The sequence below is a fragment of the Marivita lacus genome (assembly GCF_014637725.1).
GTDB classification, from domain to species: Bacteria; Pseudomonadota; Alphaproteobacteria; order Rhodobacterales; family Rhodobacteraceae; genus Marivita; species Marivita lacus.
Window position 1 is genome coordinate 693690 of sequence record NZ_BMFC01000001.1, and the last position, 21950, is coordinate 715639.

Annotated in this window: 21 protein-coding genes; 16 read left to right on the forward strand and 5 right to left on the reverse strand. The window is 60.1% G+C overall.

Annotation, left to right across the window (positions count from 1 at the left end):
- The first annotated feature begins 118 nt into the window (after positions 1-118).
- Genes IEV82_RS03390 through tspO form a run of 3 tightly spaced genes read left to right on the forward strand, consistent with a single transcriptional unit; the run spans position 119 to position 3194 of the window.
- Complete coding sequence (locus IEV82_RS03390) at positions 119-1669, forward strand: phytoene desaturase (protein ID WP_188480532.1); 1551 nt, start codon at positions 119-121, stop codon at positions 1667-1669.
- Positions 1666-2706: a 15-cis-phytoene synthase gene (gene crtB / locus IEV82_RS03395; protein WP_188480533.1), complete on the forward strand. Its 1041-nt coding sequence runs from the start codon at positions 1666-1668 to the stop codon at positions 2704-2706. Before IEV82_RS03390 ends, crtB begins: the two co-directional genes overlap by 4 nt.
- 5 nt (positions 2707-2711) lie before the next feature.
- Entirely contained in the window at positions 2712-3194 is a 483-nt protein-coding gene (gene tspO, locus IEV82_RS03400; RefSeq protein WP_188480534.1) for a tryptophan-rich sensory protein TspO, read from the forward strand.
- On the opposite strand, the gene crtC is transcribed toward tspO, so the two are convergent.
- Complete coding sequence (gene crtC, locus IEV82_RS03405) at positions 3191-4063, reverse strand: carotenoid 1,2-hydratase (RefSeq protein ID WP_188480802.1); 873 nt, start codon at positions 4061-4063, stop codon at positions 3191-3193. The genes tspO and crtC overlap by 4 nt on opposite strands.
- Complete coding sequence (gene crtD / locus IEV82_RS03410) at positions 4018-5592, reverse strand: 1-hydroxycarotenoid 3,4-desaturase CrtD (RefSeq protein ID WP_308420400.1); 1575 nt, start codon at positions 5590-5592, stop codon at positions 4018-4020. The genes crtC and crtD overlap by 46 nt, the downstream gene beginning before the upstream one ends.
- A gap of 91 nt (positions 5593-5683) precedes the next feature.
- Between crtD and IEV82_RS03415 the strand changes: the two genes are divergently transcribed.
- From IEV82_RS03415 to dxs, 13 genes are all read left to right on the forward strand, one after another.
- On the forward strand, positions 5684-6559 hold the full coding sequence (locus IEV82_RS03415) for a polyprenyl synthetase family protein (protein ID WP_188480535.1): 876 nt from the start codon (positions 5684-5686) through the stop codon (positions 6557-6559).
- 67 nt (positions 6560-6626) lie between these two features.
- Positions 6627-7718 (forward strand): methyltransferase, encoded by a 1092-nt coding sequence (locus IEV82_RS03420; protein ID WP_229747644.1) that lies wholly within the window; start codon positions 6627-6629, stop codon positions 7716-7718.
- Between the two features lie 132 nt (positions 7719-7850).
- The gene (bchC, locus tag IEV82_RS03425; RefSeq protein WP_188480537.1) at positions 7851-8792 is read left to right on the forward strand and encodes a chlorophyll synthesis pathway protein BchC; all 942 of its coding nucleotides are present in this window, start codon (positions 7851-7853) and stop codon (positions 8790-8792) included.
- On the forward strand, positions 8789-9790 hold the full coding sequence (locus IEV82_RS03430; protein ID WP_188480538.1) for a chlorophyllide a reductase iron protein subunit X: 1002 nt from the start codon (positions 8789-8791) through the stop codon (positions 9788-9790). Before bchC ends, IEV82_RS03430 begins: the two co-directional genes overlap by 4 nt.
- A gap of 45 nt (positions 9791-9835) precedes the next feature.
- The gene (gene bchY / locus IEV82_RS03435) at positions 9836-11401 is read left to right on the forward strand and encodes a chlorophyllide a reductase subunit Y (RefSeq protein WP_188480539.1); all 1566 of its coding nucleotides are present in this window, start codon (positions 9836-9838) and stop codon (positions 11399-11401) included.
- Positions 11401-12867 (forward strand): chlorophyllide a reductase subunit Z, encoded by a 1467-nt coding sequence (bchZ, locus tag IEV82_RS03440; protein WP_188480540.1) that lies wholly within the window; start codon positions 11401-11403, stop codon positions 12865-12867. The genes bchY and bchZ overlap by 1 nt, the downstream gene beginning before the upstream one ends.
- Entirely contained in the window at positions 12864-13091 is a 228-nt protein-coding gene (pufQ, locus tag IEV82_RS03445; RefSeq protein WP_188480541.1) for a cytochrome PufQ, read from the forward strand. Before bchZ ends, pufQ begins: the two co-directional genes overlap by 4 nt.
- A 117-nt stretch (positions 13092-13208) precedes the next feature.
- Entirely contained in the window at positions 13209-13358 is a 150-nt protein-coding gene (pufB, locus tag IEV82_RS03450) for a light-harvesting antenna LH1, beta subunit (RefSeq protein ID WP_072778079.1), read from the forward strand.
- Between the two features lie 15 nt (positions 13359-13373).
- Complete coding sequence (gene pufA, locus IEV82_RS03455) at positions 13374-13532, forward strand: light-harvesting antenna LH1, alpha subunit (protein WP_188480542.1); 159 nt, start codon at positions 13374-13376, stop codon at positions 13530-13532.
- A 136-nt stretch (positions 13533-13668) separates the two neighbouring features.
- Positions 13669-14508 carry a photosynthetic reaction center subunit L gene (pufL, locus tag IEV82_RS03460; RefSeq protein WP_188480543.1) on the forward strand — a complete coding sequence of 280 codons (840 nt, stop codon included), beginning with the start codon at positions 13669-13671 and terminating at the stop codon, positions 14506-14508.
- Positions 14509-14510: 2 nt separating this feature from the next.
- Entirely contained in the window at positions 14511-15494 is a 984-nt protein-coding gene (pufM, locus tag IEV82_RS03465) for a photosynthetic reaction center subunit M (protein ID WP_188480544.1), read from the forward strand.
- A 2-nt stretch (positions 15495-15496) separates the two neighbouring features.
- Positions 15497-16612 carry a photosynthetic reaction center cytochrome PufC gene (gene pufC / locus IEV82_RS03470; protein WP_188480545.1) on the forward strand — a complete coding sequence of 372 codons (1116 nt, stop codon included), beginning with the start codon at positions 15497-15499 and terminating at the stop codon, positions 16610-16612.
- A gap of 191 nt (positions 16613-16803) precedes the next feature.
- Positions 16804-18729 (forward strand): 1-deoxy-D-xylulose-5-phosphate synthase, encoded by a 1926-nt coding sequence (gene dxs, locus IEV82_RS03475; RefSeq protein WP_188480546.1) that lies wholly within the window; start codon positions 16804-16806, stop codon positions 18727-18729.
- 3 nt (positions 18730-18732) lie between these two features.
- Here the strand turns inward: dxs and IEV82_RS03480 are convergent, their stop codons facing one another.
- The 3 genes from IEV82_RS03480 to IEV82_RS03490 all read right to left on the reverse strand — a co-directional run bounded on the left by IEV82_RS03480 (position 18733) and on the right by IEV82_RS03490 (position 21948).
- Positions 18733-20130 (reverse strand): DUF4214 domain-containing protein, encoded by a 1398-nt coding sequence (locus tag IEV82_RS03480; RefSeq protein ID WP_188480547.1) that lies wholly within the window; start codon positions 20128-20130, stop codon positions 18733-18735.
- Between the two features lie 88 nt (positions 20131-20218).
- Positions 20219-20767, reverse strand: coding sequence for an isopentenyl-diphosphate Delta-isomerase (gene idi / locus IEV82_RS03485; protein ID WP_188480548.1), 549 nt, complete (start codon positions 20765-20767; stop codon positions 20219-20221).
- A complete protein-coding gene (locus IEV82_RS03490; RefSeq protein ID WP_188480549.1) occupies positions 20764-21948 on the reverse strand; it encodes a geranylgeranyl diphosphate reductase in 1185 nt (394 codons plus the stop codon). Before IEV82_RS03490 ends, idi begins: the two co-directional genes overlap by 4 nt.
- Positions 21949-21950: the final 2 nt, after the last annotated feature.

A 21950-nucleotide genomic window follows, 5' to 3' on the forward strand; every position in this document is an offset into this window, starting at 1 on the left:
GTTCCCATAGTGTCAACTTAGTCTGACATAATTTCAGGATGCAGGGAAGATATTAAATAATTTGACGCAGGCGACGGCAATTTATTGTAAAGTAAAGTTGACAGTATATCATGAGCGAATGATGACAAAACTTGATACGGCCCTCGCGGCACATTCCGACAAGCTGAGTTCGGCACATGCCGTGGTGATCGGTGCCGGGCTTGGGGGATTGGCTTCGGCCATGCGATTGGGTGCGCTGGGCTACCGCGTGACCGTAATCGACAAACTGGATGTTCCGGGTGGGCGCGGGTCGTGCATCTGGAAAGACGGGCACCGGTTCGACCTTGGTCCGACCATCGTGACAGTCCCGCAGATTTTCAAAGAGTTATGGGCGGCGTGCGGACGCGACTTTCACAAGGAAGTCGATCTCAGACCGCTTGATCCGTTCTATGAAATCCGCTGGCCGGATGGGTCGAAATTCACTGCGCGACAGGACACCGAGGCCATGCGCGAAGAGGTGCGCCGCCTGTCGCCCGGCGATGTGGCGGGCTACGACAAGTTCCTGCGAGACAGCGAGGAACGGTACTGGTTCGGGTTCGAGGATCTGGGCCGCCGGTCGATGCACAAGCTGAGCGACCTGATTCGCGTGTTGCCACGCTTTGCGATGCTGCGGGCCGACCGGTCGGTCTATGCGCATGCGTCCCGGCGCGTAAAAGATGAGCGGTTGCGGATGGCGTTGTCGTTCCATCCGCTGTTCATCGGTGGCGATCCGTTCAACGTGACGTCGATGTATATCCTCGTGTCGCATCTCGAAAAGGAATTCGGGGTGCATTACGCGATGGGTGGCGTTGCCGCGATTGCCGAGAACATGGCCAAGATCATCACCGATCAGGGCGGCACCTTGCGTATGGAAACCGAAGTTGACGAAATCCTCGTCAAGAACGGGCGCGCACGGGGCGTCAAGCTGGCGTCGGGCGACATGCTGACCGCGGACATCGTCGTGTCGAATGCCGATGCCGGGTATACCTATGACCGTCTGCTGCGCAACCAGCCGCGCAAAAGGTGGACGCCGAAAAAGCTCAAGTCGCGGCGCTGGTCGATGGGGCTTTATGTCTGGTATTTCGGCACCAAGGGCACGCGCGACATGTGGAAAGATGTGGGGCACCACACGATCCTGAACGGTCCGCGCTACAAGGGTCTGGTGCGCGACATCTTCTCGCGCGGGAAAGTGTCTGACGATTTCTCACTCTATGTGCACCGTCCGACCGTCACCGACCCGAGCGCTGCCCCCGCGGGGGACGACACATTCTACGTTCTGAGCCCTGTCCCGCATCTGGGGCATTCGGATTCAGAGAAGTGGGCCGATATCGAGCGGCAATACCGCGTGCGTCTGACCAAGGCGTTGGAGGAGCAGTTGTTGCCCGGCTTCTCGAGCCGTGTGACCGCAAGCGAGGTGTTCACGCCCGAGACGTTCCAGGACAGGTACCTTTCGCCATACGGATCTGGGTTCTCGATCGAACCGCGGATCCTGCAAAGCGCGTGGTTCCGTCCGCATAACGTGAGCGAGGAGCTGAAGGGGCTGTTTCTGACCGGTGCAGGAACGCATCCCGGTGCGGGTTTGCCGGGCGTCATTTCATCGGCCGAGGTTCTGGCGCAGCTTGTGCCCGATCCCGCCTTGGTGCGCGGATGACCTGCCGCGAGAGCGATATGGACGCGTGCCGCGAAGCAATCCGGCATGGATCGCTGTCCTTTCACGCTGCATCACGTCTGTTGCCAACATCCGTCAGAGACCCGTCGCTTGCGTTGTATGCGTTCTGCCGTCTGGCGGATGACGCGGTCGATCTGCAGCAGGAAAAGGCCGCTGCGGTTTTGAGGCTTCAGGACCGGCTGGAACGGATTTATCAGGGCCGTCCGGACAATTCGGCACCCGACCGGGCGTTTGCCCGTGTGGTTGAGGAATTCGAGATGCCCCGCGCGCTACCGGATGCCTTGCTGGAAGGTCTGGCATGGGATGCAATGGGGCGTCGGTACGACACCCTGTCGGAACTGTTCGATTATTCCGCGCGGGTGGCGTCTGCCGTTGGCGTGATGATGTGTGTCCTGATGCGGGTGCGTGATCCGAACGCTTTGGCGCGCGCCTGTGATCTGGGTGTGGCGATGCAGCTGACCAATATCTCGCGCGATATCGGCGAGGATGCATTGGAAGGCCGGGTTTATCTGCCGCTGGAATGGCTGGACGAAGCCGGACTGAGCGCGGATCGGTTCCTTGAAAATCCCAAGCCAACAAAGGCCATCCGTCAGATGACGCGTCGGCTCGTGATGCAGGCGAACCGTCTGTACATGCGGTCCGAAGCGGGCGTCGCCGCGCTGCCGGTCGCGTCGCGTCCGGGGATTTATGCGGCGCGGTTCATCTATGCCGGTATCGGCGGACAGGTTCAGCGGAGCGGGTACGATTCCATCTCGACGCGGGCCCATACGTCCAAAGCGCAAAAGCTGGGCTGGCTGTCGGTTTCCGCGATGCGCGCGGCAATGACTGTCGTGATGCCGAAATCCGCTGTGCTTTATGCCCGCAGCCTGCCGGAGACTCAATTTCTGGTGCAGGCAGCAGGGCATGAAAACAAGGGCAGATCGCGGTCAGATGCGGTGTTCGAGGCGCTGTCGCAAGTCGCGCAGCGTGACAGAGACCACCGTGATGCCTTGAATGGTGTGCATGGTCGGCTTACCTGACCTACATGTTCTGGCTTTTGTTCAGCATTTTTCTACTGGCCTGCTTTGCCGCAGGCGCAACCGGCGGTTTGTTTCCGCCGGGGCCGTGGTATCGTGATCTGAACAAACCGTCGTGGACTCCACCCGACTGGCTGTTTCCGGTGGCTTGGACAATCCTTTATGTCTGCATGTCGGTCGCCGGTGCCCGCGCGGCGCTGAGCCCTGACAATGCACTGGCGATGGCGCTCTGGTCCTTGCAGATTGCATTGAACGGGTTGTGGACACCGGTGTTCTTTGGATTGAAGCGGATCAAACTGGGCATGTTCGTGCTGGCCGGTCTCTGGCTGTCGGTTGCCGCCACGATCTATGCGTTGTTCCAGGTCGATCTGATCGCCGGGCTGCTGTTCAGCCCCTATCTTGTGTGGGTCACCGTTGCCGGTGCGCTGAACCTGAGTGTCTGGCGACTGAATCCCGACGAAGCGAACAAGCGCGCGCAGGCTGCGACTTAATCGAACGACCAGTTGCGGCGTCGCGGGACGCGAACGGCAAGCATCGGCTTCAGGAAGGGTGATCGGAACCGGGTCAGGTCCAATGCCTCGTGGACGCCAATCGTTTTTTCCCCGTCAAGCTGTGTCTCGACCATCGAGCGGGAATAGAACGGTGCGTCGAGCATGTTCATCACCTGGCGCGGACGAAAGCCTGAATCTCCCCGCGTTTCCCGACGCACCGCCCAGAGCGACCGTTTGAACTCAAGCTGTGGGGGCAGGTCAATTTCCGATGCGGTTCCGTCTGCGTCGAAATGAAACCCGGACCCCAGCTCGGATCCGTCAAGCCGGATCGCGTCGTAAAAACATGTACTGCCGCCTGCTGCGGGATAGCGCCCCCAGGTCCAGTACGCGAAATCCTCTTCAAGCGAGCGGGTGCCAAAATTGGCGTCGAAATAGCCGTGACCCTTCCATTGCCAGCCCGGAGCTTCGAGATCGACAGAAATGTCGGAAACCGGGCCAAAGGGTCGCCAGACATGCGCGCCGTCTTCCGTCAGGGGAAGTTCCACCTGCGTGATCGCGCTGGGCGTGACGGTGATCGTTCCCCGCACGCGGCTGATCAGCGGCGGGCCGGAGATTTCGTTGATGTCGATCACCAGCTTGCCGTTTTGCCATCGCATCGATGAGGGTCCAACGGTGAAGGTGTCTTGCGTCTGGCGCAGGGCAGGGGTGCCGCGGTCGGTCATGGTGAAGCGTCCGCCGGGACCATAAGTTGCCACGTTGATGCAGACATGGTTTTCCGGGTTCTTGCGGCCCGACCACCGATACCAGGGCGAAAAAACCGACCCTATGAAGCCGATGACCGAAACGGCACGGGTTCCGTCGCTGCTGATCCCATCGACATACCACCAGGCGTAACCGTTTTCCGGGACTTCGAGATTGAAGTTCGGTCCGTCATGATCGCCGCGGCCGCGTGCCTGCCTGAGAGCGCCGCCATCGGGACGCCCGCCCCCGGATGTGTCCCGCCCCCGGCCAGGTAGAGACCCTTGATCGAAGTTCGCGCCGTCGGACGCTCCAAGGCGGCTGCCATTCCATGCGGGCTCTGCCCGTAGAGTGAACCGGCGCTGCCCGGGAAGAGCGTTTCGAAACTCTTGGCCGTTGTCAGCGAGTCCGGTCCCGGCTCCGGCGAGAAGCTCAGACCGAAGCGGCGAAGATGGGGAAAGGTCCGTGTGTGACATATCTCGTAATCCTCGGGCTGTGCCGCGCGCTGGGTCAAGGGCGGTGTGTTCATGATGATCTCGAAGCGCTCGGTCTGGGGGTTTGGAGCGTTTTGGCCCCGATCTTCGGCGCAGACATAAAGCGTCGGGCTGGACGGGATGTAGCCGCGTTCGATCTCGGAGAATTCGTTTTTGCCGGGGTCGCTGAAAAAGACGTTGTGATGCACCAAGGGCAAATCGGACGGTTTGGACGCAAAGCTCCAGACATTGGCGGAATGGCTGCGCGGGCGTTTGGCGGTGATCGTCGCGGTCTGCGCGGTTGCTTGCCCCAGCAGGCCAAGTGCCAGCGCGCGCGGATCACCGTTGAAGACGATCTGATCGGCATAAAGCGTCTCGCCAGTTGTCAGTGTGACACCCGACACGCCACCAAAGGCCGTGTTGATCTTTTTCACCGTCGCATTGGTGCGGATCGTGCCGCCCTTTGTCTGGATCAGCGATGCGATGGCCTTGGCCAGTGCACTCATCCCGCCTTTGACACACCAGACGCCACGCGCTTCTGCATCCCAGACCAGGGCCAGAAGAGCTGGAGACCGGTCCGGCGATCCGCCGACATAGGTGGCGTATCGTCCGAAAAGTTGGCGTAACCGGGGGTCGGTGAACGAGGTTGCGAGAAGCCGTTTCAGCGTTTGGCCCACTCCCATGTCACGGATCAGTGACGGATTTTTCATCACATGTGTGGTCAAGGCGGTCAGCGATGGTTCGGCTTGCCGCATCATCGGATCACTGAATCCTTCGAACAAGCGTGCGGCGCGCTGGGCAAAGGACAGAAATTCGCTCCTGGCCTTTGGACCGGCAAACGCCTTGATCGCTTCGGCGCTTCGGGTCCGGTCCGGGAACAGGTCCAGCGGTTCCGAGTCCGGCCACCAGTGACGGGCCAGGATATCCTGCGGAACAAGGTCGACATGATCGGTCAGTGCTTCGCCGACATCGTCGAACAACGCTTCGAACACGTCCAGCATCGTCAGCACGGTCGGCCCGGCATCGACGCCATTGACCTGTCGCATCTTCCCACCCGGCACGGCGTGCCGTTCCAGAATGGTCACGTCGAACCCGCGATGCGCCAAGGGCAGGGCGGTCGCCAAACCGCCGATGCCGGCACCGATCACGATGACACGTCCAGAGCTGTGCCGTGGTTTTTTCATCATCGAATTGTTGACTCGCATTTGCCAAGTGTCCAGTATGATTTACACTAGTGTGTCAGCTCAACATGACAACACATTGTTTTAGGAGTGTTCGATGGGACTTCAGACCCGCATCAATTCTGCTGTAGAGGCGGCAATTCGCATCGGACAGGGTGGGATACCGCCTGCCAAACTCTCGGACGCGTTGCATTATGCCTGTACGCCGGGCGGCGCGCGAATCCGACCCACGATCCTGATGTCGGTCGCAATGGCCTGCGGGGATGATTCGCCCAAGATGGCCGATGCCGCCGCCGCCGCCCTCGAACTGATGCATTGCGCGAGTCTCGTTCATGACGACCTGCCCTGTTTCGATGATGCTGCGATCCGGCGGGGCAAGCCGTCGGTGCATCGCGCCTATTCGGAACCTCTCGCCGTGCTGGCAGGCGATTCCCTGATCATCCTCGCCTTCGAAGTGCTGGCGATGGCCGCTGAACATTCCCCGGATCGTGCGGTTCGGCTGATCCGAATCCTGACCCGCCAGTCCGGCATGCCCTATGGCATCTGTGCCGGTCAGGGCTGGGAGAGCGAAGCCAAGATCGACCTGTCCGCCTATCACCAGTCCAAGACCGGAGCCTTGTTCATTGCCGCCACCCAGATGGGCGCGATTGCCGCCGGACAGGACGAAGAGCCGTGGTTCGAACTTGGCGCCCGTATCGGAGAGGCCTTTCAGGTTGCCGATGATCTGCGCGATGCGCTTTATGACAGTGAAACGCTGGGCAAGCCGGTCGGGCAGGATGATCTGCATGGGCGTCCCAATGCGGTTGCGGTTCTGGGTGTCGACGGCGCCCAATCGCGTCTGCGCGACATTCTGAGCGGTGCAATTTCGTCAATCCCGTCATGCCCGGGCGAGGCGCAATTGGCCGAAATGGTTCGGATGCAGGCCGAGCGGCTGACGCCTGTCCCGCTGACACGCACGGCCCGAGCCGGGTAAAATGACGCTCGCGTCGGATAGCCCGCCGATCGGACGCCGCCCCAAGTCTGGATTGCGGACGCGTTTGATGCGGGTGATTGCGCGACCGGGATTTCAGCGCTGGGCTTCGGCCTTTCCCCTGACACGCCGAACAGCAGCCAAGGATGGCGCTGAATTGTTCGACCTCGTTCAGGGCTTCGTCAAATCACAGGTCTTGTTTGCGCTTGTCGAATTGCGTGTCCTGCACCGCCTGATGGACGGCCCGCAAACTTCTGAAGCGCTGGCCCGGATGTCCGGGCTGCCGGTCGATCGCATGGAGCGGTTGATGATGGCCGCCACCGCGATGAAGCTCACCCGTCGAGATCGTTCCGGACGTTACGGTCTGGCGCGACTGGGCGCCGCGATGGTCGGTGTGCCGGGGCTCGGGGACATGATTCGGCACCATGCGGCGTTCTACCGGGATCTGAACGATCCGGTCGCCTTGCTGCGGGGGGAGGTCGATACCGAACTGGCCGCTTTCTGGCCTTATGTCTTCGGTGCTGCAAACGCCACGGATGTCGAGGCGTCAAACCGCTATTCCGACCTGATGGCACGGTCGCAGGAGATCGTTGCTGCCGATACTCTCGCGGTTGCCGAGCTGAAACACACCCACCAGCTTTTGGATGTCGGGGGCGGCTACGGCGTGTTTGCCGAAGCTGCCGCGCTGCGGCATCCCAAGCTGCACGCAACGGTGTTCGATCTGCCGGCGGTGGAAGAGAACGCCCAAGCCCTGTTGAAGCGATCGAAGGCCAAGGATCGGCTGCAGTTCGTGCCAGGGTCGTTCCGCGATGATCCGCTGCCGGATGGCGCAGATACCGTTTCACTGATCCGCGTTCTTTATGATCATGAGGATCAGACAGTCGAGTCGTTACTGTCTAAAATAGTTGACACATTGCCAGAGGACGGCCGGTTGCTTGTGTCCGAACCGATGTCCGGCGGTGCCCGGCCCGAGGTGTCCGGCGATGTGTATTTCAGCTTTTACTGTCTCGCCATGCAGACCGGAACGGTGCGCAGCGCCGCTCGGATAGGCGAATTGTGCAGGAATGCGGGCTTTGCATCGATCACGACCTATCCGTCGCGCCGCCCCTTCGTGACCACGACCCTGATGGCAATGAAGAAAAAAAATAAGCCGACTTCATAAGTTTACATGTCAAAGTGTCTATTATAGTTGACAGATACGTGTGTAAGAATAAACTGACAGTATAGACTATCACTGACGACACATCGGATTCGGTTCTGTGAATCCCTGGTCGCCGATTTGCAGGAGGTTGGGATGCAAACAAATGCCGTTGTGCTGAATGCACCGAAAACCCTTGCATTGGAGACGGTTCAGCTTTGCGATCCGGGATCTGATGATCTGGTCGTGGACATCACGCATTCAGGTATTTCGACCGGCACGGAAAAGCTTTTCTGGTCGGGTGACATGCCTCCGTTTCCGGGAATGGGCTATCCGCTGATCCCCGGTTACGAAGCCTCTGGCGAGGTTGTCGAGGCTGGTTCGAACACCGGTTACAAGCCCGGCGATCATGTCTTTGTTCCTGGTGCCAACTGCTACAACGGTGTGTTCGGCCTGTTTGGCGGCGCCACCCGTCGTTTGGTCACGGCGCAGGATCGCGTGACACGGATTGACCCAGCCATGGGTGCCCAGGGCGCTCTGCTGGCTCTTGCCGCAACGGCACGCCACGCGATGGCGGGTCTCGACAAGGCTGTGCCGGATTTGATTGTCGGTCACGGTGTTCTGGGTCGCTTGCTTGCGCGCCTGACCCTTGCCGCTGGAGCGCCTGCGCCCACCGTCTGGGAAATCGATCCTGCCCGCACATCCGGCGCGGATGGATACGAGGTCATTCACCCCGATACCGACACCCGCCGCGATTACCGGTCGATCTACGATGCCAGCGGCAATGGCGGGCTTCTGAACGATCTGGTCGGACGTATCGCCAAAGGCGGCGAGATCGTTCTGGCGGGGTTCTACACACAGCCGCTGCAATTCTCGTTCCCGCCCGCCTTCATGAAAGAAGCGCGGTTCCGGGTTGCTGCCGAATGGGCGCGCGACGACCTCGCCGCGACGCGCACGCTCGTTGAAAACGGCGCGCTGAGCCTTGACGGCCTTATCACACATCAAGCCGCGGCAACGGATGCGCCGGGTGCCTATCGCACCGCGTTCGAAGAACCGACCTGCCTCAAAATGATCCTCAATTGGGAGACGCCTTCGTGAAAGATGAAGTTCCAAATCTTAAAGACTTCGACCAGCGCCTTCGCGACGAGGCTCATGAAGACCTCGCTGATGTGCTGCCCACAGAGGCGACGAAGAAAACTCAGATCATCGCGATCTATGGCAAAGGCGGTATCGGCAAATCCTTCACGCTGGCCAATCTCAGCCACATGATGGCCGAGCAGGGCAAACGCGTTCTGCTGATCGGCTGTGACCCGAAATCCGACACGACCAGCCTGCTGTTCGGCGGCAAGGCCTGCCCGACGATCATCGAAACCTCGACCAAGAAGAAACTGGCCGGGGAAGAGGTGAAGATCGGCGATGTCTGCTTCAAGCGCGGCGGTGTCTTTGCGATGGAACTGGGCGGACCCGAAGTGGGTCGCGGCTGTGGCGGACGTGGCATCATCCACGGGTTCGAGCTGCTTGAAAAGCTGGGCTTCCACGACTGGGATTTCGATTACGTCCTGCTCGACTTCCTTGGCGATGTGGTCTGTGGCGGCTTCGGCCTGCCGATTGCACGCGACATGGCGCAGAAGGTGATCCTTGTCGCGTCGAACGACCTGCAATCGCTCTACGTTGCGAACAACGTCTGCTCGGCAGTGGAATACTTCCGCAAGCTGGGTGGCAATGTCGGCGTGGCCGGTCTGGTCATCAACAAGGACGATGGGTCGGGCGAGGCGCAGGCCTTTGCCGAAGCGGTCAAGATCCCGGTTCTTGCCTCGATCCCGCAGGACGACGACCTGCGCAAGAAATCCGCGAATTACCAGATTGTCGGCACCGATGCGTCGCCGTGGGGCGCGCTCTTTGCCGAGCTGGGGATGAACGTGGGAGAAGCACCGCCCGTGCGTCCTGCCCCTCTGACCCAGGATGAACTGCTTGATCTGTTCGACGGGTCGGAAACTGGCGCGGGATACACGCTTGTTCCGGCGACGGACATCGACATGCGCGGCAAGAACGCTGCCCCGCAGGAATCTCTCGAAGTGATTTACGACGACGCGTGACGGCTAGCCACCCGAACGCCCTTGGGAACGAAAGAAGAAGAGCACGTGACAAACGAAGCAACATACGACGAGACGGCAGAGGTCGAAGTCATCCGTGGGGAACCACGGGTCGACGCCCCCGATGCGCCAGTGCTGGCGGATGGGCTTGGGTGTCACTCCGGCTCTGAAATGGAAAAGGCGGCGCGTATGGCCGGCAATTCCGAAATGCTGGACCAGTTTGCCAAGGATTATCCGAAAGGCCCGCACGACCAGCCGCAAAGCATGTGTCCCGCCTTCGGGTCGCTGCGGGTCGGTCTGCGGATGAAACGGGTTGCCACGGTCCTGTCGGGATCCGCCTGCTGTGTCTACGGCCTGACGTTCGTGTCGCATTTCTACGGTGCGCGTCGGTCGGTCGGATATGTGCCGTTCAATTCCGAAACCCTGGTGACCGGTAAGCTTTTCGAAGACATCCGCGAAAGCGTCCATGAAATGGCCGATCCCGCGCGGTTCGATGCCATCGTGGTGACAAACCTGTGCGTGCCCACCGCATCCGGGGTGCCCCTGCGGTTGCTTCCAAAAGAGATCAACGGCGTTCGCATCGTCGGCATCGACGTGCCGGGCTTCGGGATCCCGACCCATGCCGAGGCGAAAGACGTTCTGGCCGGTGCGATGCTGAATTACGCCCGCGAAGAGATCAAGTCCGGCCCGGTCCAAGCCCCCGCAGGTGGCAAGTCGGATCGCCCGGCTGTTGCGCTCTTGGGCGAGATGTTCCCGGCAGATCCGATGATGATCGGTGCGATGCTGGCCCCGATGGGTCTTGCTGCCGGTCCGGTGGTTCCCTGCCGCGAATGGCGTGAACTATATGCCGCGCTGGATTGCGGTGTCGTTGCTGCGATCCATCCGTTCTACACCGCTGCCATCCGTGAATTCGAGGCTGCGGGCCGAAAGATCGTAGGCTCTGCGCCGGTGGGTCACGACGGCACGGCAGCCTGGTTGGCAGGTATTGGTGATGCCTACAACATCCCGGCCGATCAGATCGCCGCTGCGCAAAACGCATTCCTCCCCGCGATCAAGGCGGCACTCGCTGCGACACCGATCAAGGGCACCATCACCCTGTCCGGTTACGAAGGCTCTGAACTGCTGGTCGCCCGCCTGCTGGTCGAAAGTGGCGCTGACCTGCGTTATGTCGGCACGGCCTGCCCGCGCACGAAATGGTCCGAACCGGATCGTGAATGGCTGGAAAGCAAGGGCATCAAGGTCACCTATCGCGCGTCGCTCGAAGACGATTGCGCCGCGATGGAAGCTGTCAAGCCCGACCTTGCCATCGGCACGACTCCGGTTGTCCAGAAGGCAAAAGAGATGGGTATTCCCGGTCTCTACTACACCAACCTGATTTCCGCCCGTCCGCTGATGGGTCCTGCAGGCGCCGGATCCTTGGCAGAGGTCATCAATGCTGCCATCGCGGGCAAGTCGCGGATGGATGACATGAAGGCCTTCTTTGAGGGTGTCGGCACCGGTGACACAGCCGGTGTCTGGGAAAAATCCCCGAACCTGCGCCCTGACTTCCGTGCCCAGCACCAGAAGAAGCTGGACAAGCAGGCGCGTGCCGCCAAAGCGCAGGAGATGATCTGATGCTTATTCAGGATCATGATCGCGCGGGTGGCTACTGGGGTGCCGTTTACGCCTTTACCGCAGTGAAGGGTCTGCAGGTGGTTATCGATGGCCCGGTGGGCTGTGAAAACCTGCCTGTCACATCCGTCCTGCACTACACCGACGCGCTTCCTCCGCACGAGCTCCCTATCGTGGTGACTGGCCTCGGTGAGGAGGAGCTGGGTCGAGAGGGGACCGAGGGGGCGATGAAACGCGCCTGGGGTGTGCTTGACCCAGCTCTACCTGCGGTTGTTGTGACCGGATCGATTGCCGAGATGATCGGCGGCGGCGTGACACCGATGGGCACGAACCTGCAGCGGTTCCTGCCGCGCACCATCGACGAAGACCAGTGGGAAAGCGCGGATCGCGCGATGACCTGGATCTTCACCGAATTCGGCATGACCAAGGGTCGGATGCCGCCGGAAAAGAAGCGCGAAGAAGACGCCAAGCCGCGCGTCAACATCCTTGGCCCGATGTACGGCACGTTCAACATGCCTTCCGATCTGGCCGAGATCCGGCGTCTGATCGAAGGGATTGGAGCCGAGGTCAACATGGTGATGCCGCTGGGCAGCCATGTGGCCGAGATGCGCAACCTTGTGAATGCGGATGTGAACGTTTGCATGTACCGCGAATTCGGTCGCGGTCTTTGCGAAGTGCTGGGCAAGCCTTTCCTGCAAGCCCCGATCGGCATGGACAGCACGACGAAATTCCTGCGCAAGCTGGGTGATATGCTGGGCCTCGACCCGGAACCGTTCATCGAACAGGAAAAGCATTCGACGCTGAAGCCGATCTGGGATCTGTGGCGCTCGGTCACGCAGGATTTCTTTGCAACGGCTTCCTTCGGGATCGTCGCCAATGAAACTTACGCCCGTGGCATCCGGCATTACCTCGAAGGCGATCTTGGCCTGCCTTGTGCCTTTGCCGTGGCGCGGGTTGCCGGGGAAAAGACCAACAACGAAGAAGTCCGGTCGATGATCCACACCAAAAAACCCTTGGTGCTGATGGGGTCCATCAACGAGAAGATGTACCTCGCCGAGATGAAGGCCGGGCATGGCCCGCAGCCGACATTCATTCCCGCCAGCTTTCCCGGCGCTGCCATCCGGCGGCACACCGGTACACCGATGATGGGCTATTCCGGCGCGACCTACCTGCTGCAGGAAGTGTGCAACGGTCTTTTCGATGCGCTGTTCCACATCCTGCCGCTGGGCACCGAGATGGACAAGGCGGAGTCGACCCTGACGCCGCTGCGCCGTGACTTCCCGTGGGATGCCGATGCGCAATCCGAACTTGACCGGATCGTGTCGCAGCACCCCGTGCTCACCCGAATTTCTGCTGCCAAGAACCTGCGCGACGCCGCAGAGGCAGCAGCCCTGAAACAAGGTGCTGAACGTGTCGTCTTCGAGACTGTTCAAGCCCTTTCCAATTCCCAAGGAGGACCGACCACATGACGGATTTCACCTCTTCTGACACGCGCACTCACCGGCACGGTCACACGAAACGCGGAACCGAGTTCCTGGTTTATTTCAGCATCATCTTCATCGTCGCGATCCCCTTCGCCACCGTGATCTGGTTGCTCGAAGTGTTCCAGAAACAGACGCTCAACATGCGGGGCCCTCTGGCGCGCGCATGGTGTGAAGCGGATCGGATCACGCCCCTCATTTTCTCGGCCTGATGGTCGGGAATCCAAGACTGGCCACCCGGCGGGGTGGACAGGACCTGCGGGGCCAATGCCCCAATGGACCCAGCCGCAGGGTGTGCGGCGTCAGCATAACATTCCGGAGGAAAGTTCATGGCTGATAATACCGACCTGTCATTCACAGGTCTTACTGACGAGCAGGCCCAGGAGCTGCATTCCGTCTACATGAGCGGCCTTTGGCTGTTCTCGGCGGTTGCAGTGGTTGCCCACCTGGCAACCTTCATCTGGCGCCCCTGGTTCTAAGGAAGGATCAACATAATGGCAAAGTTCTACAAGATCTGGCTCATCTTTGATCCCCGTCGCGTGTTTGTCGCGCAGGGTGTCTTCCTCTTCCTGCTGGCTGCAATGATTCACCTCGTGGTGCTGTCCAACGGCATCAACTGGTTCGAAACCGCAGCAGCCGCTGGCGGCATGTAAATGCCTGCGAGCTCGGAAGAGCTCAAAACATCGCTGCGGGCGGAACCCGGTTCCGGACCGCCCGCGGCAAAACTGACATTAACATGACGGCTGCGTTCCTTCCCGGGACATGCCGGCAAACGCGGAGATAAAGAAGATGGCGCTGCTCAGCTTCGAAAAAAAGTATCGCGTCCGCGGAGGGACGCTGATCGGCGGCGATCTGTTCGACTTCTGGGTAGGGCCTTTCTATGTAGGTTTCTTCGGAGTCACGACCGCCTTTTTCGCTCTGCTCGGCACGATCCTCATTCTGTGGGGAGCGGCCGATCAAGGCACATTCAATCCATGGCTTATCAACATCGCGCCACCTGACCTGAGCTACGGCTTGGGCATGGCGCCGCTGATGGAAGGCGGCTTGTGGCAGATCATCACGATCTGCGCGACCGGCGCATTTCTCAGCTGGGCTTTGCGCGAAGTGGAAATCTGTCGAAAGCTGGGTATCGGGTACCACGTGCCCTTTGCCTTTGGCGTCGCGATTTTCGCTTATGTGACATTGGTCATCTTCCGCCCGCTTCTGATGGGCGCGTGGGGACACGGCTTCCCGTATGGCATCTTCAGTCACCTCGACTGGGTGTCGAACACCGGCTACGCCTACCTGCACTTCCATTACAACCCTGCGCACATGCTTGCGGTGACGTTCTTCTTCACCACGACGCTGGCGCTTGCGTTGCATGGCGGTCTGATCCTGTCGGCAGCCAACCCTGAAAAGGGTGAAGAAATGAAGACACCGGATCACGAAGACACGTTCTTCCGTGATTTCATCGGCTACTCGGTCGGCACACTTGGTATTCACCGGGTTGGTCTGCTGCTTGCGCTGAATGCCGGTTTCTGGTCCGCGATCTGTATCATCATCTCTGGCCCCGTCTGGACGAAGGGTTGGCCCGAGTGGTGGAACTGGTGGCTCGAACTGCCCATCTGGGGCGCCAATGTGGGGATGTAATCATGGCTGAGTATCAGAACATTTTCACACAGGTCCAGGTCCAGGGGAAACCCGAATGGGGCATGGCAACCGAGAACGCCGACTACGAACGGTCACGCAATGCGCGGTTCTCGACGCTGATCGGCTGGATCGGCAACGCACAGCTTGGCCCGATATGGCTGGGCTGGACCGGGATGGTGTCGCTTGCGACGGGTATCCTCGCGTTCAACATCATCGGTCTGAACATGCTGGCCCAGGTCGGCTGGTCGATCCCGGAATTCATCCGTCAGCTGTTCTGGCTGGCGCTTGAACCGCCAAGCCCGGAATACGGGTTGCGCATGCCGCCGCTGAACGATGGCGGATGGTACATCATCGCCAGTTTCTTTTTGCTGGTGTCGGTGATGAGCTGGTGGGCGCGAACCTATATTCTTGCCATGGAACACAAGATGGGCAAACACGTCTTCTGGGCGTTCGGTGCCGCGATCTGGCTGTTCCTCGTGCTTGGCCTGTTCCGCCCGATCCTCATGGGATCATGGTCCGAAGCAGTGCCCTACGGGATCTTCCCGCACCTCGACTGGACCACGGCTTTCTCGATCCGGTACGGCAACCTCTACTACAACCCGTTCCACGCGCTTTCGATTGTGTTCCTTTACGGTTCGGTCCTGCTTTTCGCGATGCACGGTGCGACCATCATGGCCGTCACCCGCTACGGCGGCGACCGCGAACTCGAGCAGATCGTCGACCGCGGTACGGCCACGGAACGCGCCGCACTCTTCTGGCGCTGGACCATGGGCTTCAATGCCACGATGGAAGGTATTCACCGCTGGGCATGGTGGTTTGCGGTTCTGACCACGATCACCGGGGGTATCGGCATCCTTCTGACCGGCACTGTTGTGGATAACTGGTTCATCTGGGCACAGGAGCATCACTTCGCTCCGATGTATGACGGCTCTTACGGCTACGAAGCATACGGTTCCTATGAAACCTTTATTGGACAGGAGAACTGATCATGCTTCCGAATTGGTTCAATAAATGGAACCGGGACAATCCGACCAACATCTACGGTCCGGCGATCCTGGTGGGAACTGCGGGGGTGGCCGTTACAGTTGCGGCATTCCTCGTGGTCGTCGGTCAGCCCTTCAAGACCGACAGTATCCAGACCGGTCCACGCGGAACGGGGATGTCACGGACAGAGTTCGTTTCTGACCTTGCCAAACCCGATCCCTCAATCGAGGTGATGTACACCGAAGCTCCGTACATCCCTGAAGGTGGGGAACCTCTGGCGCGGGACATCTACCAGAACGTTCAGGTTCTGGGTGATCTGACCGAGGACAACTTCAATCGCGTCATGCTGGCCATGACCGATTGGGTTGCCCCGGATCAGGGATGTGCCTATTGCCATGGTGACGTGGCGATCGAGGAATACGGCGCTGACGACCTGTACACCAAGGTCGTCTCGCGCCGCATGATCCAGATGACCCAGAACATCAACGAGAATTGGGATGGGCACGTCAACGTCAACAAGGAAGTGGGTGTGACCTGTTACACCTGCCACCGTGGCGAAAACGTACCATCGGATATCTGGTTCAAGATGGGATCGGTCAACGAGGCAACCGCAGGTTGGTCGGCGGTTCAGAACCGGGTGACGGTGCAAAGCCAGTACACGTCTCTCCCGTCTGATGCCCTGGAGACGTTCCTGCTGGATTACGGCCGCATCGGTGTTCACGATCTGGAAGCCCATGTCGCGGCTTACCCTTCGGAAGAAGGATACCCAACCTGGCAGGATACGGAACGCACGTTCAGCCTGATGAACTACGTGTCCAATTCGCTGGGTGTGAACTGCGTATTCTGTCACAACAGCCGCGCGTTCTATGATCCCGAGCAGGTGACCCCGCAATGGGCGACCGAACAGCTGGGCATCGGCATGGTTCAGGAAATGAACAACGAGTACCTTGTGCCGCTCGAGGATGTGTATCCGCCGGAACGCCTTGGTCCGGTCTTTGCCGACGCGCCGAAAGCCGCCTGCAAGACCTGCCACAAGGGTTATCAACAACCGCTTCAAGGGCTCAATGTCATCGCTGACTGGCCCGAACTCGCGACGACAGGTGCGCCTGTCTACGAATGATGGGTTCGGGCGGTCCGCCGCCCTTACCATCCGCCAGATCCGGTTTTGACAGGTTCCCAAAACGCAAAACCGGATACGGGGCTCAACACCCCGGTTCCCTTCCTGTTGGCTACAGGAACTGGCGTCACGTTTCTAGGCACCCCTGGCAAACGTGACGCCTTTATTCCTTCTGTCCCCGAGGAGACCGCCAAATGACACAGTCCCTTACCCCCAATCTTGATCGGGTCGCCGGACCTGCGGATCTGCGCAGCATGGACGATGCCACGCTGACCAAGGTTGCGAACGAAGTCCGATACGAAGTGATTTCCGCCGTGTCCCAGACCGGTGGTCACCTGGGATCGAGTTTGGGTGTTGTTGAATTGGCCGTGGCCATTCATGCCGTGTTCAACACGCCGATGGACAAGCTGATCTGGGATGTCGGGCATCAATGCTATCCGCACAAGATCCTGACAGGTCGCCGCGACCGCATGAAGACCCTGCGCCAGAAAGACGGATTGTCGGGGTTCACCAAGCGCAGCGAGTCGGAATACGATCCCTTTGGTGCCGCGCATTCCTCGACCTCGATTTCCGCTGCTCTGGGCTTTGCCGTTGGCCGCGACATGGGCCGTCCGACCGGTGATGCGATTGCCGTGATAGGCGACGGGTCGATCAGCGCCGGCATGGCCTATGAGGCAATGAACAACGCAGGCCATGATGGCCGTCGGCTTTTCGTCATCCTGAACGACAACGAGATGAGCATTGCTCCGCCCGTGGGTGCGATGTCGTCTTACCTCAGCCGGATGTATGCCAACGATCCGCTGGCCAAGATGAAATCCCTTGCCGAAGGGTTCGAGGCGGCATTGCCCGCGCCAATGCGCGAAAGCGCAAAACGTGCGCGTCAGCTTGTGACCGGCAACCTGCAAGGCTCGGGCACATTGTTCGAGGAACTGGGTTTCGAATATATTGGCCCGATCAACGGTCATGACATGAGCCAGCTCTTGCCGGTTCTGCGTGCCGCCCGCGCCCGTGCCACAGGTCCGGTTCTGATCCATTGCTGCACCGTCAAGGGCAAGGGCTATGCCCATGCCGAAAACAGCGCCGACAAGTATCATGGCGTGTCCAAATTTGACGTCGCCTCGGGCGCACAGGCGAAATCCAAGCCCAATGCGCCGAGTTATACCAAGGTGTTCGGCGATGCGCTGACCGATGAGGCGGCGCGCGATCCGAATATCGTGGGGGTCACAGCCGCCATGCCCGGCGGGACCGGGATCGACATTCTGGCCAAGCGCTTTCCCTCGCGCGTGTTTGATGTGGGCATCGCGGAACAGCACGCGGTCACGTTCTCTGCGGCGATGGCGGCGTCTGGTCTCAAGCCATTCTGTGCGATCTATTCGACGTTCCTGCAGCGCGGCTATGATCAGGTCGTGCATGATGTGGCGTTGCAAAACCTGCCGGTGCGGTTCGCGATCGACCGCGCGGGGCTGGTGGGTGCCGATGGCGCGACCCATGCCGGTGCGTTTGATGTCGGTTACCTGGCGGCGCTGCCGAACATGACCGTGATGGCGGCCGCCGACGAGGCCGAGTTGATCCACATGGTCGCCACTGCTGTGGCGCATGACAGCGGACCGATCGCATTCCGCTATCCCCGAGGTTCCGGCAACGGGGTCGAGATGCCGGAGCGTGGACAGGTGCTCGAGATCGGGAAAGGGCGCGTGTTGCAGGAAGGCACGGATGTGGCCTTCCTGAGTTTCGGAGCGCATCTGGCCGAGGTCGAAGCCGCGACGCGGCTGCTGGAAAAGGACGGGCTGAGCGTGACGATCGCCGATGCCCGCTTTGCCAAGCCGTTGGACATCGATCTGATCCTCAGGCTGGCCAGAACGCATGACGCCCTGATCACCGTCGAACAGGGTGCCCGCGGTGGGTTTGGTGCGATGGTGCTGCACGAGCTGGCAGATCGCGGAGCCTTGGACCGCGGGTTGAAGATCCGCACGGTGACGCTGCCTGACCGGTTTATCGATCAGGCGTCGCCGGACGAGATGTACGCCGATGCCGGAATGACCCGCTTTGATCTTTACAAGATGGCGGTGTCGCTTGCGTCCAAAGATGGAAAGATCGTGCCGCTCAGCAAAGGTGCCTGAGCGTCACACCCAATCCAGTGCGTCATCCACGAGGCCGGTCACGCTGATCGTGAATTCCGACCCTTGGGCCGAGTCGGCAAGCGCTGCATGATCGTCTATCAGGCTTTTCGCCTCGGCCACGGATGCGAGTGAGCCGTCAAAGCTCTGCATTGCCGCATTGGCGACGGACACGTTGTTCAAACCGTTGACCACCGCGTAATAGGCACCGATTTCGGCCTTGGTCTCAAGGTATTGCGCATCGGCAGCGCTCCCCGTGGCCGCCTTTGCACCGTCGATCATCGCAAGGATGAATTCGGAGCGTTCCACGACACCTCTGTCCAGAATGTCAGTCCAATAGGCGAAACCTGTGGCGTCCGGGTCGCGCCCGAGAATGTTGGAGTAGACGGCGCTGACAAAGTCGCCAGTGCTGCTTGACCTGCCATAAAGCGCCTGCGTTTCGGGTTGACCGTAGAATTCACGTGCGATCTCGGTCATCGACATTCCGTCGGCAAGCGCCGATCCCCAGAACAGCAGACCAGTCGAATCCGGTGCCCGGTTGAAATAAGCCACATAAAGCTCGCAGAAGGCCAGCATGTCGGCATCTGTCAGCGTGCTGACATTGGTGAACCGGCTGAGCTCAAAGGCTGTACCGTTGAATTCCAGGATCTCGACACCGTTGAGGGTATCTGTTCCGTCACCGCCGCTGCGGTCTTCGATCACGATGGAACCGTTGCTGATCGTCAGGCCGTAGTTCGACATGTCGTTCATGTAGACGGCTGTGTCTGTGCCGCCGCCACCGGACAGGATGTCATTGCCACCCGATCCGGTGAACCGGTCATCCTGATCCGTCCCGACAAGGTTCTCGGCGGTTGCGGTTCCCACAAGCACACCGGGGCTATAGGGCTGTGGGTCGCTGATGTTCTGCACAGGCGTGGCTTGGGTGATGATGTCGGGCGTCGTCCGGCCGCCGGTCATCGCGAAATTCTGCGTCACCATCACCGAATAATAAGTGCCGGAATCATAGGTATAGGTGCCGGTCTGAATTCCGATGCCGACGACTTCTAGATCGGGCATGAGGATGTTTTCGCGGTGGCCCGGACTGTTCATCAACGCGATGTGCAGATCGTACACGTCGTCAAACAAACCTTCGGCCCCCCGTTCGCTCTGGGCGGCGATGTTTTCAGCGGTACGCCACGATCCCGAAAGGTCGAACCCCTCGGCGGTCATGCGTTGAGTCGGTGTAGACCCACCCAAGCCGGCATGGCTGAAGACATTGTTTTCGAGCATCCACAAGGAATGCTCATCAGCGGACGCGTTCAAGATCTTGTCGAGAACAAGAGCGTTCAAGCCACGGCTTGTCCGTTCCTCGTTCACGAGATCCAACATGTACCGTTCCAGATCACTGGCGGTGGCAGCAGACATCTCAAACTCCCCAGTTCGAGCCCCGAATAAATGTCTAAGGACAGACTAGGGCAAGAAACAGGAGCTAATGTGTCTAAAATTTGCTATTTTATGCTGGGTTTGTGCAAGAAATTGCAAGGTCGCCGAAGATTTGCGGCGCGTATGTGTCAAGGTAAATGCGCAGCCAGGGGGTAAAGCGGCTTGGCTCCTTAACCACTTCCTGCACCAAATCGCCATATCGCACCCACCGGGTCGCCATGACTTCGTCCGGATTGAGAGACATCTGCGGGGTCTTTTCCACTTCTGCCACGAAGATATCGACCACCTCGTGCTCGATCAGCCCGCCACCGACATCGGCCCGGTATTCCACACAGTCCCGGTAGTCGAGGGTCAGGCCGGTCAGACCCAGCTCTTCCTTCAACCGGCGATGCGCACAGGTAAGGCTGCTTTCCTTCCAGTTCGGATGGGTGCAGCAGGTGTTCGCCCAGAGACCGGGCGTATGGTATTTGCCCATCGCACGTCTCTGGATCAGGATCTCGTCGCCGCGCAGCACGAAGACCGAGATCGCCTTGTGTTTCAGTCCGCGTATATGCGCATCAAGTTTTTCGACGGGCTCAAGCGTGTCGCCACGCCATGCAGGGATCAGTGTCTCGGTCATACATGGGTCTCCCGCACAAGCCCTAACAGGTGACGCGCGTTCTTGAAGCCGATCTTCAGATGCGCAAGGGGCCGTGCCTTCACGAGCTTCTTGTTCATATACGCCTCGAAGGTCAGCTTCTGAACATCGACATCGTGACACAGGGACACGAACCGTTCGCGGCGCGAGTCGCTTTTGTAATAGGCGTCCTGCATCTGGCCAAGAACGCGGAACACCGTCTTGTGCTCTTTCATGAACAGGCGGCGGGCCAGCGCCAGATCGGTGATCCGTCCCGATTTCAGCGTCGCGGCGCAGGCTGTTGCCGCGACCCGTCCGCAGACCATCGCATAATAGATGCCTTCGCCACTGGAGGGCGCCACGACGCCAGCCGCATCACCGGCCAGCACCACGTCACGCGCATTGTCCCAGAAGCGCAGCGGCTTGAGCGGAATCGGCGCGCCTTCCCTGCGCAGGGTTTCACAATCGGCCAGACCCGAGGCCTGGCGCAGGGCGGCGGTAGCCTCTTTCAGGTTCACGCTTTGAATATAGGTTCCCATGCCGACCGAGGTGGTGCCGCCATGCGGGAACACCCAGCCATAGAAATCCGGGCTGATCGCGCCATCATAGATCACGTCGCAGCGCATCGGATCGTAGCGGTCGTTCTTTTCCGGTGCGGCGATGATCTCGTGATAGGCGAATACCAGCGGAACCTTGTCGCCGCCGGGAATTTCGTCACGGGCGACGCGGGAATTGGCACCGTCGGCTCCGATGATCAGCCGGGTTTCAAGCTTGCGCTCTTCGCCGGTTTCCTTGTCGCGGTAGACCACCCAGCGCTTCTTCGCCTTCTTGTCGCGGTCGATCCGTACGAATGTCCCCGTGTAGCGTACGGCACCGGCCGCTTCGGCACGGGCGCGCAGGAAGGGGTCGAAATCCTTGCGATCGACCATGCCGACGAAACCGTTCTCGATGGGAATGTCGACATGGCGACCCGTGGGCGAGATCATCCTCGCGGTGTTCACCTTGGCGACCAATTGCTCTTCGCCGATGTCGAAATCCTGCATCAGCCGTGGCGGGATGGCCCCACCACAGGGCTTGATCCGTCCTTCACGGTCCAGAAGCGCAACGCTGTGCCCGGAACGGGCAAGGTCTTCGGCGGCGGTTGCACCCGACGGGCCGCCACCCACAACAACGACATCATACATGG